The 15,653-nt window shown below is 71.0% G+C and carries 11 protein-coding genes; 5 read left to right on the top strand and 6 right to left on the bottom strand.

All coding sequences use genetic code 11. From position 1 onward, the window contains the following. Window positions 1–22: 22 nt before the first annotated feature. The gene (locus tag ABT041_RS15420) at window positions 23–733 is read right to left on the bottom strand and encodes a PspA/IM30 family protein (protein WP_351184166.1); all 711 of its coding nucleotides are present in this window, start codon (window positions 731–733) and stop codon (window positions 23–25) included. A gap of 23 nt (window positions 734–756) precedes the next feature. After that, on the bottom strand, window positions 757–2,835 hold the full coding sequence (locus ABT041_RS15415) for a TPM domain-containing protein (protein ID WP_351184164.1): 2,079 nt from the start codon (window positions 2,833–2,835) through the stop codon (window positions 757–759). Window positions 2,836–3,108: 273 nt separating this feature from the next. Between ABT041_RS15415 and ABT041_RS15410 the strand changes: the two genes are divergently transcribed. Beyond that, complete coding sequence (locus tag ABT041_RS15410) at window positions 3,109–4,134, top strand: glycoside hydrolase family 18 protein (RefSeq protein ID WP_502976485.1); 1,026 nt, start codon at window positions 3,109–3,111, stop codon at window positions 4,132–4,134. Between the two features lie 60 nt (window positions 4,135–4,194). Then, window positions 4,195–4,953, top strand: a complete 759-nt coding sequence (locus ABT041_RS15405; protein ID WP_351184163.1) for a transglutaminase domain-containing protein — start codon at window positions 4,195–4,197, stop codon at window positions 4,951–4,953. A 16-nt stretch (window positions 4,954–4,969) separates the two neighbouring features. Here the strand turns inward: ABT041_RS15405 and ABT041_RS15400 are convergent, their stop codons facing one another. The 4 genes from ABT041_RS15400 to ABT041_RS15385 are packed head-to-tail and all read right to left on the bottom strand — an operon-like array spanning window position 4,970 to window position 8,711. Beyond that, complete coding sequence (locus ABT041_RS15400) at window positions 4,970–5,740, bottom strand: succinate dehydrogenase/fumarate reductase iron-sulfur subunit (protein ID WP_351184161.1); 771 nt, start codon at window positions 5,738–5,740, stop codon at window positions 4,970–4,972. Further along, on the bottom strand, window positions 5,737–7,626 hold the full coding sequence (locus ABT041_RS15395; protein ID WP_351184478.1) for a fumarate reductase/succinate dehydrogenase flavoprotein subunit: 1,890 nt from the start codon (window positions 7,624–7,626) through the stop codon (window positions 5,737–5,739). The genes ABT041_RS15400 and ABT041_RS15395 overlap by 4 nt, the downstream gene beginning before the upstream one ends. 10 nt (window positions 7,627–7,636) lie before the next feature. Continuing rightward, window positions 7,637–8,467, bottom strand: coding sequence for a succinate dehydrogenase subunit SdhC (gene sdhC, locus ABT041_RS15390; RefSeq protein ID WP_351184159.1), 831 nt, complete (start codon window positions 8,465–8,467; stop codon window positions 7,637–7,639). Window positions 8,468–8,483: 16 nt separating this feature from the next. Then, complete coding sequence (locus ABT041_RS15385; RefSeq protein WP_351184157.1) at window positions 8,484–8,711, bottom strand: Rv0250c family protein; 228 nt, start codon at window positions 8,709–8,711, stop codon at window positions 8,484–8,486. A 200-nt stretch (window positions 8,712–8,911) separates the two neighbouring features. Here ABT041_RS15385 and ABT041_RS15380 point away from each other — a divergent pair, with 200 nt between their 5' ends. From ABT041_RS15380 to ABT041_RS15370, 3 genes are all read left to right on the top strand, one after another. Further along, window positions 8,912–11,308, top strand: a complete 2,397-nt coding sequence (locus tag ABT041_RS15380) for an ABC transporter family substrate-binding protein (RefSeq protein WP_351184155.1) — start codon at window positions 8,912–8,914, stop codon at window positions 11,306–11,308. A gap of 262 nt (window positions 11,309–11,570) precedes the next feature. Beyond that, the gene (typA, locus tag ABT041_RS15375) at window positions 11,571–13,472 is read left to right on the top strand and encodes a translational GTPase TypA (RefSeq protein ID WP_351184153.1); all 1,902 of its coding nucleotides are present in this window, start codon (window positions 11,571–11,573) and stop codon (window positions 13,470–13,472) included. 479 nt (window positions 13,473–13,951) lie between these two features. Continuing rightward, window positions 13,952–15,595: a peptide ABC transporter substrate-binding protein gene (locus ABT041_RS15370; RefSeq protein WP_351184151.1), complete on the top strand. Its 1,644-nt coding sequence runs from the start codon at window positions 13,952–13,954 to the stop codon at window positions 15,593–15,595. Window positions 15,596–15,653 lie beyond the last annotated feature (58 nt).

Raw genomic sequence — 15,653 nt, 5'->3', positions numbered from 1 at the left:
GCCCCCGCGAGGAGCCTCCGGATCAGCCCTTGAGCGCGGCCAGCCGGGCCTCGATCTCGGCGCTGTCGCCGAGCGCGTCCAGCTGCTCGAACTGGGCGTCCAGCGAGGAGGCGGCGAGCTCCTGCTTGCCCAGGACCCTCGCCTCCTCCCGGCGCACCTTGTCCTCGAAGCGGCTCAGCTCGCTCGTCGGATCGAGCACGTCGATGCTCCGCACGGCGTCCATCATCCGGTTCTGCGCCTGGGCCGACGTGGCGCGGGCCACCAGCTCGTCCCGCTTGGCCCGCAGCTCGCCGAGCTTCGCCTTCATCTGGTCGAGGCCGGTCCTGAGCTTCTGCACGACCTCGGTCTGGGCGGCGATCGTCGGCTCGGCGGTCTTCGCCTCCTTCTCCGACTGGAGCTGGCGGCCCAGCGCCACCTTCGCCAGGTTGTCGAAGCGGTCCGCCTCCGCCGTCTGCCCGCCCGCCCGCAGCTCGTCCGCCTTCCGGCTCGCGGCGAGCGCCTTGCCGCCCCACTCCTTCGCCGCGTCCACGTCCTCCCGATGGTCCTGCTCCATCAGCCGGAGGTTCCCGATGGTCGCCGCCACCGCCTCCTCCGCCTCCGCGATGTTGTTCGCGTAGTCGCGGATCAGCTGGTCCAGCATCTTCTGCGGATCCTCCGCCTGGTCGAGGAGGGCATTGATGTTCGCCTTCGCCAGCTGGGTGACCCGGCCGAGGATCGTCTGCTTGCTGCTCATGCTCGTTCTCCTTGTGTACGAGATCAGAAACGGCCCCCGCCGCCCAGCCGGCCGCGCGTGCCGCTGCCGCCGAAGCTGCCGGGCCCCCCGCCGAAACCCCCGCCGCCCCCTCCGCCTCTGCCGGACCCACCACCGAACAGGCCGCCGAGGATGATGCCGCCGAGCACCGCACCGCCGAGCCCGCCGCCACCGCTCCCGCCCACCCCCGTCACACCGCCCAGGCCGTTCGGGTTCCCGTACGTGCGGACGTCCTGCTCGGCGAGGTCCTGGGCCCGCCGCGCCAGCGCGTCCGCCTGCTGCGCCTCCACCAGGGCCGTCTGAGGGTCCTCCGCCGCCGCGAGCGCCCGGGCCTTCTCCCAGCGCCGCTGGGCCTCGGCGAGGCGCGTACGGGCCTCGCTGCCCACCGCGCCCCGGTGCGTGGTGATGTAGTCCGAGGCCGCCCCGATCGCCGAACGGGCCGTCAGTATCACCTGATCGAGGAGCGCCCTGGCACGCCGCACCCCCGACTCGCGCTCCCGCGCGCCCTCAAGCGTCTCGTCGAGCGCCGCGTCGGCCTCCTCGACCCGGCGCAGGGCCTCGATCGGGTCGTACCGCCCGGCGTCCACACCGCGCCGCACCTCGGCGGCCACCGACTCGGCGCGGGCGATCCGGCCCTGGAGTTCGGCCGTCGACACCCCCTCGGCGGTCCCCTTCAACAGCCCGCGGGCCTCCGCCAGGTCCGCGTCCGTCTCCGCGAGCGCGCCCGTCAGCCTCTCCACCGCCTCGGCCAGCTCCCGCGCCCGCCGGTTCACCGCCTCGATCAGCCGCGCCGCCTGGTCCACCGCGCCCTCGGCGGCCCTGATGTGCACGGCGGCACCGCCGTTGTCGCCGGCGTCGATCTGCTGGCGGGCCTGGTTGACGTGGGTCGTCGCGAAGACGAGGCGGTCCTTCGCCTGCTCGACGTCGCCGGCGACCGGCGCGGCCGCCGACTCGGCGTACCGCTCGCGCATCGCGGTCAGCGCCGCCTCGGCCGTCCCGATCCGCCCGGTCTGCTCGTGGAAGGCCGCCTCCACCCCGGTCAGCGCTTCCGGAGCCGTGCGCTCCAGGGCCCGGAGCCGGTCGAAGTCCTCCGTCTCGGCGTCGAGGCGCGCGTTCGCCTCGGCGCAGCGGCGGAGGATCTCGTCGAGCATGCTCCGGCGGGTCGGGTCGTCCTCGGGGAAGGAGTCGTCGAGCTTCTGCCGCAGCCGGAAGGAGGCCGTCAGCTGTTCCCCGGCGAAGTCGACGGCCTCGGTGAAGGGGCGCACCGCCTCCTCGCCGAACTGGGCGGAAGCGAAGCCGAGTTCCTCCTGGCTGGTGCGGACGGCGTCGTCGGTGGCGACCAGGGTCCGGCGGGCCTCCCCGTCGAGCTCGGCCAGGGACGGCGGCGCGGTCTCCTTCGGCGGGCCCCACCCCTGTCCGCCGCGCGGCGTGGTGCGGGTCTCGGTGCGGCGCCGCCTTTTGGTGTACGCGTAGGCCGCCACGGCCCCCGCGCCGCCGACGAGGACCAGGGGCAGGACGAGGTCGGTCGCGGAGCTGCCTTCGTCGGCCGGGGCGCCGGGGTCCGCGGGGCCCGGGGTGATCGTCGGGGCGGGGACGGGCTGTCCGGCGAGGACGGCGGCGTAGCCGTTCGCGGCGCCGATGGCGGCGCCGGCCCAGTCGTTCTGCCGGAGGGCCGGTTCGATCGCGGTCCGGGCGACGTCGTCCAGCTGGGCCTGTGTGAAGCGTGCGCCGGGGTCTGCCGAGTAGCCGTACTGCCGGTCGTGCGTGGCGACGGCGAGCAGGACGTCGTCGAGGCCGAGCCGGTTGCGTTCCGCGGTGGCGTCGGCCCACTCCTGGCCCGAGCGCCCGGAGAAGTCCCGTACGTAGACGACGAAGAGCTGGACGCGCCGGTCGTCGTAGAGCCGGTCGAGGGCCGCGACCACGTCGGCGCGGCGGTCGCCGAGGGCGCCCACCCGGTCGGTGATCTGCCCGTCCCGGTTCAGGACGACGGGGTCGTCGGCGTGGGCACCGTGTACGGCGGGCACGAGGAGCCACCACGCCGCCACCAGCACCGCGAGAAGGGCTCGGGTGGCTATTCGCGTCACAAGGGCGAGATTATGTCCGCGTATGTCCGCTCGCGACCGGACCTGTGCGGCCGGAAACGTCCAGGCAGCTCCGCTCGCGACCGGGCCTGTGCCGCCGGAAACGTCCAGGCAGCTCCACTCGCGACCGGACCTGTGCGGCGGCCGGAAAGGTCCAGGCAGCTCCGCTCGCGACCGGGCCTGTGCCGCCGGAAACCGATCCCCTCGCCCGAGCGTCACTGTCAGTAGCCGCCGCTACGGTGGTTCCAGTGACGCGACGGCTCTTGGGGGGCTCGGGTGGACGGACGGCTGAGGCGTGTGTGGCGACGGGGACGCTGGTGGGTCCTCGGCCTTGTCCTGGTGCTCGTGGTGCCCCCGCTCTTCGCTGCCCTGGCCCTGCGCGTCAGCTACACGGGCGACCTCAGGGACGACGCCAGGACCCGCGGCAAGGACGCCTTCTGGATCGGGCACGCCTGGGTCGACGGACGGAAGAAGGACGCCGACCTCGACGCCCTCGCCGCACGCCTGAAGGACAGCGGGATACGCGACCTGTACGTGCACGCCGGGCCCCTGGAGCACGACGGGACCCTGCCGGCCGCCAGGTACCCCCGGGCCACGTGGCTGATCGGCGGCGTGCACCGCAGGATGCCCGGGATACGGGTCCAGGCCTGGCTCGGCGACGTCCTGGCCACCGAGGGGCCCGTGGGGCTGCGCCTGGAGGACGCCGGGTCACGCCGGGCCGTGGTCGGTTCGGCCCGGCAGATCCTCGACGCCGGCTTCGACGGCGTCCACTTCGACCTGGAGCCGCTGCACTCCGACGACCGGGACTACCTCTCCCTCCTCGACGGCCTCGGGGAGCTGACCCGGGCCCGCAAGGTCCCGCTCTCGGTCGCCGCCCACCAGATCGACCCGCTGCCGGGCGCCCACACGGCCCTCGGCGCGGTCAGCTCCAACGGCAGCGAGAAGTGGTGGTCCCAGGAGTTCTTCGGCGAGGTCGCCCGGCGCGTCGACCAGATAGCCGTCATGTCCTACGACACCTGGATGCCGCTGGAGAGCCTGTACGGCGGGTACGTCGCCCAGCAGACGGCCCTCGCCCTCGAAGTGACGCCCGAGACCACGGACCTGCTCATCGGCCTCCCCTTCTTCCACGAGGACGACCTCGGCCACCACGAGAACGCGGAGACGGTCGCCGCGGCCGTGAAGGGCGCCCGCCTCGGCCTCGGCCGCACCGACCCCGGCCGCAAGAGGTTCGGCCTCGCGCTGTACGTCGACTTCGCGGCCGAGGAGGGGGACTGGGCGGCCTACCGGACGGGCTGGCTCTGACGTGGTGCAGGATGGGCCCGCACGGCCGGACCGAGGCCGTCACCGAGGGGGGAGTACGACATGACCAGCCGTCTGCTGATGCCGGTCCACACGCGTGACCTCGCAGCGCCCGCGCGCGAGGTGCCCGGGTCCACCCGGGCCACCGCGATCCTGGACCTGGAGCATCCGCTCGTGACCGCGCTCACCGCCCGGGTGCTGCGCGAGGCCGAGGCCCGGGGAGCGGTCACCGACCGCGCCCGGCTCCAGGTGGCCCACGGCATCCTCGTCGCCGCCGTACGGCCCGTGTACTCCGTCGAGGACCGGCGCCGGGTGTCGCGCACCCTGCGGCTCGGCCGCGGCTCCTGCAGCCAGCGCATGGCGGTCCTGGAAGCGGTGGCCCGGTCCCTCGGCGTGGCGACCCGGGTGCGCGGCCTGCTCGTCGACGGCACCTTCTGGTACCCGAGGTTCCCGAAGCTGCGCGCGTTCGTCCCGGAGGAGGTCCTGCTCGCCTGGCCGGAGTTCCTGCTCGACGACGTCTGGGTCCCGATCGCGGAGCTGTTCACGGGTCTTGAGCCCGCCGACGGGCACGGCGGCGGGTTCACCAACTCCGGTGCGGAGACGCTCTTCGAGGCCGTCGCCCGGACGACCGTGGACTGGGACGCGCCCGCCGCCTGCGCCGGCTCGGCCCCCTGCGACCTCTCCGCCCACCTGCGGACGGACCTCGGCCGCTTCTCCTCGCGCGACGAGCTGTTCGACCTCCACGGGCAGACCCTGTGCCGCACCGCCCGCACCCTCGCCGAGCCGGTCCTCGGCCGCTGGAGCGCGGGCGCCGCGGCCTGAGGACGGGCCCGGGGACTCAGGCCTTCCGCCGCCTGATCGTCTTCCCGAGCCAGACGAGCGGGTCGTACTTCCGGTCCACGACCCGCTCCTTCAACGGGATCAGGGCGTTGTCGGTGATCCGGATGGACTCCGGACAGACCTCGGTGCAGCACTTGGTGATGTTGCAGTATCCGAGGCCGTGCTCCTCCTGCGCGGTCCGCCGCCGGTCGAGTCCGGCCTCCTCGGCCGCGTCCAGGGGGTGCATGTCGAGCTCCGCGATCCGCATGAGGAAGCGGGGCCCGGCGAAGGCCTCCTTGTTCTCCTCGTGGTCGCGCACCACATGGCAGGTGTCCTGGCACAGGAAGCACTCGATGCACTTCCTGAACTCCTGCGAGCGGTCCACGTCCTCCTGCTTCATCCGGTACTCGCCAGGGCCGAGCCCGGCGGGCGGGACGAACGCCGGGACCTCCCGGGCCTTCACGTAGTTGAAGGAGACGTCCGTGACCAGGTCGCGGACGACGGGGAAGGCCCGCATGGGCGTCACCGTGACGACCTCGTCCCGGTCGAAGACCGACATCCGGGTCATGCACATCAGCCGCGGCCGGCCGTTGATCTCGGCCGAGCACGACCCGCACTTGCCCGCCTTGCAGTTCCAGCGCACGGCCAGGTCGGGGGTCTGGGTGGCCTGGAGCCGGTGGACGATGTCGAGGACCACCTCGCCGTCGTGCACCTCGACGGTGTAGTCGGTCAGCTCCCCGCCGTCGGCGTCGCCCCGCCAGATCCGGAAGTGGGCCTGATACGTGCTCATGCGTCCAGCTCCTCCTCCGCCAGGTACTTCGCCAGCTCCTCCTTCTCGAAGAGGGCGAGCAGATCGGCTCTGATGGGCTCGGTCCGCACCCGCTCCAGCTCGATCCCGCCCGCTCCGGAAGTCCGGCACAGCAGGTTCACCGGCCGCCACGACCGCTCCATCGCCGGCCGGTCCTCGCGGGTGTGCCCGCCCCGGGACTCGGTGCGCTCCAGGGCGGCCAGGGCCACGCACTCGCTGACCAGGAGCATGTTCCGCAGGTCGAGGGCGAGGTGCCAGCCGGGGTTGAACTGCCGGTGCCCCTCGACCGCGATCCGCCCGGCCCGCCGCCGCAGGGCGGCGATCCGCTCCAGGGCCTCGGCCATCTCGCTCTCCCGCCGGATGATCCCGACGAGGTCGTTCATCGTCTGCTGGAGCTCCTGGTGGAGGGTGTACGGGTTCTCCGCCGGCCCGGCGCCGTCCGCGGGATCGAACGGGGCCAGCGCCTCCGTCCGGGCCGCCGCCACCGCCTCCTCGCCGACCTCGGCGGGCGCGGCCCCGGCCGCGTACTCCGCCGCGTGCAGCCCGGCCCGCCGCCCGAAGACCAGCAGGTCGGAGAGGGAGTTCCCGCCGAGCCGGTTGGAGCCGTGCATGCCGCCCGCGACCTCGCCGGCCGCGAAGAGCCCGGGCACCCCGACCGTGGCGGCCGTCTCCGAGTCGACGGCGACACCGCCCATCACGTAGTGACAGGTCGGGCCGACCTCCATCGCCTCGGCCGTGATGTCGACGTCCGCGAGCTCCTTGAACTGGTGGTACATCGAGGGCAGCCGGCGCCGGATCGTCTCCGCCGGCATCCGGGTCGACACGTCCAGGAACACCCCGCCGTGCGGGGAGCCGCGCCCCGCCTTCACCTCCGCGTTGATGGCCCGCGCCACCTCGTCGCGCGGCAGCAGTTCGGGCGGACGCCGGTTGTTCTCCGGGTCCTCGTACCAGCGGTCGCCCTCCTCCTCCGACTCGGCGTACTTCTCCTTGAAGACGTCGGGGACGTAGTCGAACATGAACCGCTTGCCCTCGGAGTTCCGCAGGACCCCGCCGTCGCCGCGTACGGACTCGGTGACGAGGATCCCCTTCACCGACGGCGGCCAGACCATCCCGGTCGGGTGGAACTGCACGAACTCCATGTTCACCAGCGGCGCCCCGGCGAGCAGGGCGAGGGCGTGGCCGTCGCCCGTGTACTCCCAGGAGTTGGAGGTCACCTTGAAGGACTTGCCGATCCCGCCGGTCGCGAGGACGACCGCGGGCGCCTCCAGGACGAGGAAGCGCCCGCTCTCCCGCTCGTAGCAGAAGACCCCGGCGACCCTCCCCGCGCCGTCCTTGAGGACGCGGGTGACGGTGAACTCCTGGAAGACCTTCAGGCGCGCCTCGTGGTCGCCGGTCTCGCGGTGGTCCTCCTGCTGGAGGCCGACGATCTTCTGCTGGAGGGTCCGGATGAGTTCGAGACCGGTGCGGTCGCCGACGTGCGCGAGCCGCGGGTACTCGTGGCCGCCGAAGTTCCGCTGGGAGATCCGGCCGTCCGGCGTGCGGTCGAAGAGCGCGCCCCAGGTCTCCAGCTCCCAGACCCGCTCGGGCGCCTCCTGGGCGTGCAGCTCGGCCATCCGCCACTGGTTGAGGAACTTCCCGCCGCGCATGGTGTCCCGGAAGTGCGTCTTCCAGTCGTCGTGCTCGTTGGCGTTGGCCATGGAGGCGGCGATGCCGCCCTCGGCCATCACCGTGTGCGCCTTGCCGAAGAGGGACTTGCAGATGACGGCGGTGCGCGCGCCGGCCCGGCGCGCCTCGATCGCGGCCCGCAGCCCGGCGCCGCCCGCGCCGACCACCACCACGTCCCACCGCTGCCGTTCCACGGAGCTCACAGGACTCATGTCAGAAGAACCTCGGGTCGTCGAAGGCACCGGTGGCGAGCAGATACACGTACAGGTCGCAGGCGGCGACGCTGACCAGCGACGCCCAGGCGAGTTGCATGTGACGCCGGTTCAGGCGCCCCACCCAGGTCCACAGCCGGTAGCGGACGGGATGCTTCGAGAAGTGCCTCAGCCGGCCGCCGACGATGTGCCGGCAGGAGTGGCAGGACAGGGTGTACGCCCAGATGAGGACGATGTTGACGAGGAAGACCAGCGTCCCGAGCCCGGCATGGCCCCACTCGTAGTCGGCGTTCCGGAAGGTGAGCGCGGTGTCGTACGTGAGGATCCCGGCGACCGGCAGCGCCGCGTAGAAGAAGTACCGGTGGAGGTTCTGCAGGAGCAGCGGGAAACGGGTCTCACCGGTGTACGTGCGGTGGGGTTCGGCCACCGCGCAGGCCGGGGGCGCCGCCCAGAACCCCCGGTAGTACGCCTTGCGGTAGTAGTAGCAGGTCAGCCGGAAGCCCAGCGGGAAGACCAGGATCAGCAGGGCGGGGGAGAGCCCCCACCAGCTGCCGAAGAGCGCCCAGTTCGGCCCGCCGCGCATGGGGACGCAGTTCTCCGCGAGGCAGGGCGAGTAGAACGGGGAGACGTAGGGGGCGGCGTAGTAGTCGGCGTTCGCGAAGGCCCGCCACGTCGAGTACGCGACGAAGGCGAGCAGCCCGGCCGCGGTGGCGGCGGGGGAGAGCCACCAGCGGTCGGTCCGCAGATGGCGGGCGGCGATGGAGGCGCGCCCCGGGGAGCGCACCCCCGTCGCCGCTCGGTGACTCGTCGGGGGTCGTGTACCTGTGGCCAACAGGGCCTCCTCGGCTCTACGGCGCGTGGCGGTCGCGTGCTCCCAGACCCTCGTCGTCGACGTCGGTCCACTTCCCGGCGTCGTACGGGGCGTCGGGGATGGTCACCATGCTCTCCGCACGGCCGGAGGCGGGCGTGGGAGGCGCGCTCCGCTCCGCTCCGACGCGGCGTTCCAGCTCGTCGACCGTGTGTTCCAGGTCCTGCAAGCGGCGCTTGACGGCCGCCAGATCGTCCTGAACGGACATGGTTGCCCTCACCTTCGTGAGTGTCGCGCGTCACATCCCGCTTGGGAAGTCGTGTGCACGGGCGGTTGGGCCGCACGAGTGGGCTTTGCCGGTCGTGCCGTCGTGTCGCCGTGGCCGGATCTGCTCCGTCCTTTTCAGTGTATGAGCAATAGGTCTGATCATCTCCAAATGGCATAAATCTGGACGAAGGGGTACAAGTCATGTCCCAGATCGGCGCCCCTCGCGGGAGGACATGCTCCAGGAGCCCCCGCTCCCGCACGCTCCGCTCCGTCGCCACCCTCACCAGCGCGGTCCTCGCGGTCACCGTCCTCGCCGGCTGCAGCTCCGGCGACGAGGCCGACGAGACCCCGGCGGCGGCCCAGGACAACGCGCCCGCGCCCCGCGACCGGGTCGCCGACGGGGGCACCCTCCGCTGGGCCGTCGACGCGCTGCCCACCACGCTCAACGCCTTCCAGGCCGACGCCGACGGCACCACCTCGCGCATCGCCGGAGCCGTGCTCCCCTCCCTCTACACGCTCGACGAGCGGGGCCGGCCCAGGCTGAACCCCGACTACCTGGAGTCCGCGCAGGTCGTCGAGACCGAGCCCAAGCAGATCGTCCTCTACAAGCTCAACCAGCAGGCGGTCTGGAGTGACGGACGCGAGATCGGCGCCGCCGACTTCGTGGCCCAGTGGCGCGCGCTGAGCGGCCGGGACACCGCGTACTGGACCGCCCGCAACTCCGGCTACGAGCGGATCGAGAAGATCGAGCGGGGCAAGAACGACCTGGAGGTCCGGGTCACCTTCGCCAAGCCCTACGCCGACTGGCAGGCCCTCTTCACGCCCCTCTACCCCAAGCAGGTGATGGGCTCCCCGAACTCCTTCAACGACGGGGCGCGCTCCACCCTCAAGGCCACTGCAGGACCGTTCCTGCTCAAGGCGATCGACCGGAAGGGCGGCGACGTCACCCTCGCCCGCAACCCCCGCTGGTGGGGACAGCAGGCCAAGCTCGACAGCGTCGTCCTCAAGGCCGTCCCCCGGGCGGACCGGGCCGACGCCCTCGCGGCCGGCGACGTCGACCTGGCCGAGATCGACCGGTCCGTCGCCGACCGGATCTCCCTCGCCCTGCGCGACGCCCGCGCCGGCCGGAACGGCGCCCAGGCCGCCCTCGCCCACGGCCCCGGCGCCGCGACGACCCCCTCCAAGGCCCTGAAGTCCTGGGCCCTCGCCCACGGCTCCGACGACGACAAGGCGGCCGAGGCCAAGGCCGCCCGCAAGGAGAACCAGGAGGCGATCGCCCGGTACGCGCGCGCCCAGGACGCCCTCGCGAAGTACGTGGTCCGCAAGTCCCTGGAGCCCGCCTACACCCAGCTCTCGCTGAACGGCGAGTCCGGCCCGCTGGCCGACGAGCGGGTACGGCGCGCGGTGGCCCGCGCCATCGACCGCCAGGAACTCGCCGAATCCGTCCTCAAGCCGCTCGGCCTCCCCGCGCATCCCCCCGGCAGCCACCTCGCGCTCGCCGGCCAGGCCGCGTACGCGGACAGCAGCGACGCGCTCGGCGGCCAGGACACCAAGGAGGCGCAGGCCCTCCTCGCCGACGCGGGCTGGGTCCCCGGCGGCGCGCTCCACAAGCCCGCCGGCACCAAGGCGGGCAGCGAGGCGGAGAAGAAGGAGGCGGAGAAGGAGGCCGAGAAGAAGGCCACGGAGAAGACCAGGAAGAGCGAGGGCTCCAGCGACGCCAAGAAGCCGGCGAGCGACACCGCCTCCGACGAGGGCCTCTACATCGTCGGCGACGACAAGCCCGGCGACCGCCGCGCGGCCGCCGCCCCCGCCATCGGCGCGAACGGCCCCGAGGGCGGCACCGGCATCCTCGCCCCGGCCTCCGCCGCCGCCCGGCAGAGCGCCGCGCTCCTCGCCCGGGCCGAGGCCCTCGACACCGGCGCCGGCGCCGCCCGCGCCGCCCGTTCCGCCCCCAAGCCCGACCAGGGGGTCGCCGGGGCCTACGCCCCGCGCGGCACCGCCGCCCCCGTGACCGCCCCCGGGGCCGCCAAGGCCCTCGGCAAGGACGGCAAGGCGCTCAGCCTCCGCTTCGTCCTGCCGTCCGGGCCGGGCTCCGAGTCGCTGCGGGCGGTCGGGGACCGGATCGTCCGGATGCTCGACGCCGTCGGGATCCGCACCGAGGTCACCAAGGTCTCCGACGACAGCTTCTTCAAGGACCACGTGGCCTCGGGCGACTACGACCTGGCCCTCTACTCCTGGCCCGCCTCCGCCTTCCCGGCGACCGACGCCCGGCCGATCTTCGCCAAGCCCGAGCCCGCCTCGGACGGCTCGCTCCTGGTCGAGCAGAACTACTCCCGGGTCGGCACCGACCGCATCGACCAGCTCTTCGACCAGGCGGCCGGGACCCTCGACGAGGAGGAGGCCCACGAGCTCGTGCGCCAGGCCGACGCCCGGATCTGGGCCGCCGCCGGCTCCATCCCGCTCTACCAGCGCCCGCAGCTCGTCGCCGCCCGCGCCGATCTCGTGAACGCCGGTGCCTGGGGCCTCGCCGCCCCCCGCTACCAGGACATCGGGTTCAAGAAGCCCGAAACGACCAAGGGTACCCAGTCGAACGACTGAAAGTGCAGGTCACAACCTCAGAAGCAGCTCAAGTTCCTTGCCCGCCGGAGACCCCGGCGGGCAGGATCGCGTCGGCCCCTTGACCCGGTCCGCATGACTTTCCCCACACCCTGAAACCTCCCAGTAGACCCTCTCGGATCAAGCCGGGGAAGCCCCTTGCACGGCAGCCCCGTACCATAGGACATAGCCGTGGCGCGTCCGCCCGGCGGGCGTAAGAGGAACTGACGCCGCATCCCACGATCCGAGAGAAGCGCAAGCACCCATGCCCACGCGCCACGACATCCGTAACGTCGCCATCGTCGCCCACGTCGACCATGGCAAGACGACCATCGTCGACGCCATGCTCAAGCAGGCCGGTGCCTTCGCCGCCCACCAGCAGCTCGACGACCGCATGATGGACTCGAACGACCTGGAGCGTGAGAAGGGCATCACGATCCTCGCCAAGAACACGGCGGTGAAGTATCACCCCAAGGACGGCGGGGCCCCGATCACGATCAACATCATCGACACCCCCGGCCACGCCGACTTCGGTGGCGAGGTCGAGCGCGGTCTGTCGATGGTCGACGCCGTCGTCCTCCTGGTGGACGCCTCCGAGGGTCCGCTCCCGCAGACCCGCTTCGTGCTGCGCAAGGCGCTCCAGCAGCGCAAGCCTGTCATCCTCTGCATCAACAAGACGGACCGCCCGGACTCCCGGATCGACGAGGTCGTCAACGAGACCTACGACCTCTTCCTCGACCTGGACGCCGACGAGGACCAGATCGAGTTCCCGATCGTCTACGCCTGCGGCCGCGACGGCATCGCCTCGCTGACCAAGCCGGAGGACGGCACGGTCCCGCAGGACTCCGAGAACCTCGAGCCGTTCTTCTCCACCATCCTGGAGCACGTCCCGGCCCCGTCGTACGACGAGGAGGCCCCCCTCCAGGCCCACGTCACCAACCTGGACGCCGACAACTTCCTCGGCCGCATCGCGCTGCTCCGCGTCGAGCAGGGCGAGCTGCGCAAGGGTCAGACGGTCGCGTGGATCAAGCGGGACGGCACGATCTCCAACGTCCGCATCACCGAGCTGATGATGACCGAGGCGCTCACCCGCAAGCCGGCCGAGGTCGCCGGCCCCGGTGACATCTGCGCCGTCGCCGGTATCCCCGACATCATGATCGGCGAGACCCTGGCCGACCCGGAGAACCCGATCGCGCTCCCGCTGATCACGGTCGACCAGCCGGCCATCTCCATGACCATCGGCACCAACACCTCGCCGCTCGTCGGCCGCGGTGGCACCGGCAAGGGCGCGGACGCCAAGGCCGCCGTGAAGGACCGCAAGGTCACCGCCCGCCAGGTCAAGGACCGCCTGGACCGCGAGCTCATCGGTAACGTCTCGCTCCGCGTCCTCGAGACCGAGCGCCCGGACGCCTGGGAGGTCCAGGGCCGTGGTGAGCTCGCGCTCGCCATCCTGGTCGAGCAGATGCGCCGCGAGGGCTTCGAGCTCACCATCGGCAAGCCGCAGGTCGTCACCAAGGAGGTCGACGGCAAGATCCACGAGCCCGTCGAGCGCCTCACGGTCGACGTCCCCGAGGAGCACATGGGCGCGGTCACGCAGCTCATGGGTGTCCGCAAGGGCCGCATGGACAACATGTCGAACCACGGCTCCGGCTGGGTCCGCATGGAGTTCGTCGTTCCGTCCCGTGGCCTCATCGGCTTCCGTACGGAGTTCCTGACCCAGACCCGCGGCACGGGCATCGCCCACTCGATCCACGAGGGCCACGAGCCGTGGTTCGGCCCGCTGGTCACCCGTAACAACGGCTCGCTGGTCGCCGACCGCGCGGGTGCGGTCACCGCCTTCGCGATGACCAACCTCCAGGAGCGCGGCGTCCTGTTCACCGACCCCGGCACCGAGGTGTACGAGGGCATGATCGTCGGCGAGAACTCCCGCTCCGACGACATGGACGTGAACATCACCAAGGAGAAGAAGCTCACCAACATGCGCTCCTCCTCCGCCGACTCCTTCGAGGCGATCGTCCCGCCGCGGAAGCTCTCCCTGGAGCAGTCCCTGGAGTTCTGCCGCGACGACGAGTGCGTCGAGGTCACCCCGGAGGCCGTGCGCATCCGCAAGGTCGTCCTGGACCAGAAGGAGCGCGGTCGTTCCGCTTCCCGCGCCAAGAACAGCTGAGTAAGGTCGCATACGGCCGAGCACGGCGGGGTAGATCATGGACCTGTGATCTTCGCCGCTCTCGGTTGACATGACGTCAGCAACGGAGCCCGGGTCCCCACAGACGCTGTGGGGGCCCGGGCTTTTCGTCAAGTTTCGTCAACTCGGTTTCATGGATCAGGTGTCCGCATATCGGCGATCGCTCTCCGGTACGTGTGTTAACAGTCCGTTTCGGGCGTGTCTGTCTGTGCTCATTTTGTCCGGATTTCGGTATCTCGGACCCCGGCGATGTTGTCAAAACGAGACCGCTTAAGTGTGGTTTACAGCCCGGGCGTACTTAATAGTTGGCTCCATTGAGCTCGGGTCAATGGGTCACGCACTGTGGGGAGTGCCGACTCACGAGCACACTCGGGGCACTTGAGTCCAAAGCCGTCAGGGGTGTCGGCAGGGCTCGGGGTGTCCCTCTTGTAGTGACAAAGTGGACTCATGAGGAGGAACCCATGCGCGGTGCCAAGAGCGCCAAGTGGGTAACGGGCGCGATCATCGTCGCCCTTGCTGCGACCGCCTGTGGCGGGGGTAAGAGCGGCGACAGCGGCACGGACGCCAAGGCTGTTGACCCGAACGGAATCTTCTCCATCGAGCTCGGTGAGCCGGAGAAGCCTCTGCTCACCGGTGACACGATGGAGTCCAACGGCTCCGCCGTCATGGCCGGCCTGTTCTCGACCCTGGTCGACTACAAGGCCGACGGCTCCCTGGAGATGATCAACGCCGAGTCGGTCACCACGACGGACTCGAAGACGTGGACCGTCAAGCTCAAGCCGGGCTGGACCTTCCACGACGGCACGCCGGTCACCTCCAAGTCCTACGTGGACGCGTGGAACTGGAACGCCAGCCTGAAGAACGCCCAGGGCCTCGCGTCCTGGTTCGCGGACATCAAGGGCTACGACAAGGTCCACCCGGACGCCGAGGGCGCCAAGCAGACCGCCGACAAGCTCGAGGGTCTGAAGGTCGTCGACGAGAACACCTTCACGATCGAGCTCTCGAAGGCCGTTCCGTACTTCGGTCACAAGCTCGCGTACATCGTGTTCGCGCCGCTGCCGGAGTCCTTCTACAAGCTCGACGCGAAGGCCCGCGGTGCGGCCCCGGTCGGCAACGGTCCCTACAAGTTCAAGAGCTGGGACCACAAGAAGAAGATCGAGATCACCCGCTTCGACGGCTACAAGGGCCCGAACAAGGCGAAGAACGGCGGTGTGGTCTTCAAGAACTACACCACCCTCGAGGCCGCGTACGAGGACCTGAAGTCCGGCAACGTCGACGTCCTGCGTCAGATCGCGCCGAAGGACCTCCCGGTCTACCGCCAGGACCTCGGCGACCGCGCCGTGGACCAGCCGTACTCCGCGATCCAGACCATCGCCGTCGCCTTCTACTCCGACCAGTGGAAGAAGCCGAAGCTGGTCGACCCGCGCGTCATCCAGGGTCTGTCCATGGCGATCGACCGCGCCACCATCACCAAGACGGTGCTGAACGGCACGCGTGAGCCCGCGACCGGCTGGGTCGCCAAGGGTGTCCTCGGCTTCCAGGCCGACGGTGGTGCCGGTGTCACCACGTTCGACCCGGCCAAGGCCAAGGAGCTCATCAAGGCCGGCGGCGGCGTCCCCGGCAACAAGATCTCCATCCAGTACAACGCCGACGGTGGCCACAAGGAGTGGGTGGACGCTGTCTGCAACTCCATCACCCAGGCCACCAGCGTCCAGTGCGTCGGCGACGGCAAGCCGGACTTCCAGGCCGACCTGACCGCTCGTAAGACCAAGCAGGTCAAGTCGCTCTACCGTTCCGGCTGGGTGCTCGACTACCCGGTGAACGCCAACTTCATCTCCGACCTGTTCCGTACGGGTGCGGGCGGCAACCAGGGCGACTTCTCCAACAAGGAGCTGGACGCCAAGATCGCGAAGGCCGACTCGGCCGCCACCCTTGACGAGTCCGTCAAGGCCTACCAGGCGATCGAGAAGGACCTCAAGAACTACATGCCGTCCATCCCGCTCTGGTACTACAAGGTCAACGCGGGCTTCTCCGAGAAGGTCTCGGGTGTCGCCTACGGTCAGGACGGCGACCCGATCCTGACCGGCGTCGAGGTCAAGAAGTAATCACCCGAGCGTAGTCCGCACACCGTCACGGGACCGACGGACCGTCAGTCCCGTGCCG

This window comes from Streptomyces sp. NPDC002825, assembly GCF_040295385.1.
GTDB lineage: Bacteria > Actinomycetota > Actinomycetes > Streptomycetales > Streptomycetaceae > Streptomyces.
This window is presented reverse-complemented; position numbering and strand designations above follow the sequence as displayed.

Excerpts from the sequence above, each read along its gene's own strand:
- ABT041_RS15420 (WP_351184166.1), bottom strand. The coding sequence starts at position 733 with ATGAGCAGCAAGCAGACGATCCTCGGCCGGGTCACCCAGCTGGCGAAG.
- ABT041_RS15405 (WP_351184163.1), top strand. The coding sequence starts at position 4,195 with ATGACCAGCCGTCTGCTGATGCCGGTCCACACGCGTGACCTCGCAGCG.
- ABT041_RS15400 (WP_351184161.1), bottom strand. The coding sequence starts at position 5,740 with ATGAGCACGTATCAGGCCCACTTCCGGATCTGGCGGGGCGACGCCGAC.
- ABT041_RS15385 (WP_351184157.1), bottom strand. The coding sequence starts at position 8,711 with ATGTCCGTTCAGGACGATCTGGCGGCCGTCAAGCGCCGCTTGCAGGAC.
- ABT041_RS15380 (WP_351184155.1), top strand. The coding sequence starts at position 8,912 with ATGTCCCAGATCGGCGCCCCTCGCGGGAGGACATGCTCCAGGAGCCCC.
- typA (WP_351184153.1), top strand. The coding sequence starts at position 11,571 with ATGCCCACGCGCCACGACATCCGTAACGTCGCCATCGTCGCCCACGTC.
- ABT041_RS15370 (WP_351184151.1), top strand. The coding sequence starts at position 13,952 with ATGCGCGGTGCCAAGAGCGCCAAGTGGGTAACGGGCGCGATCATCGTC.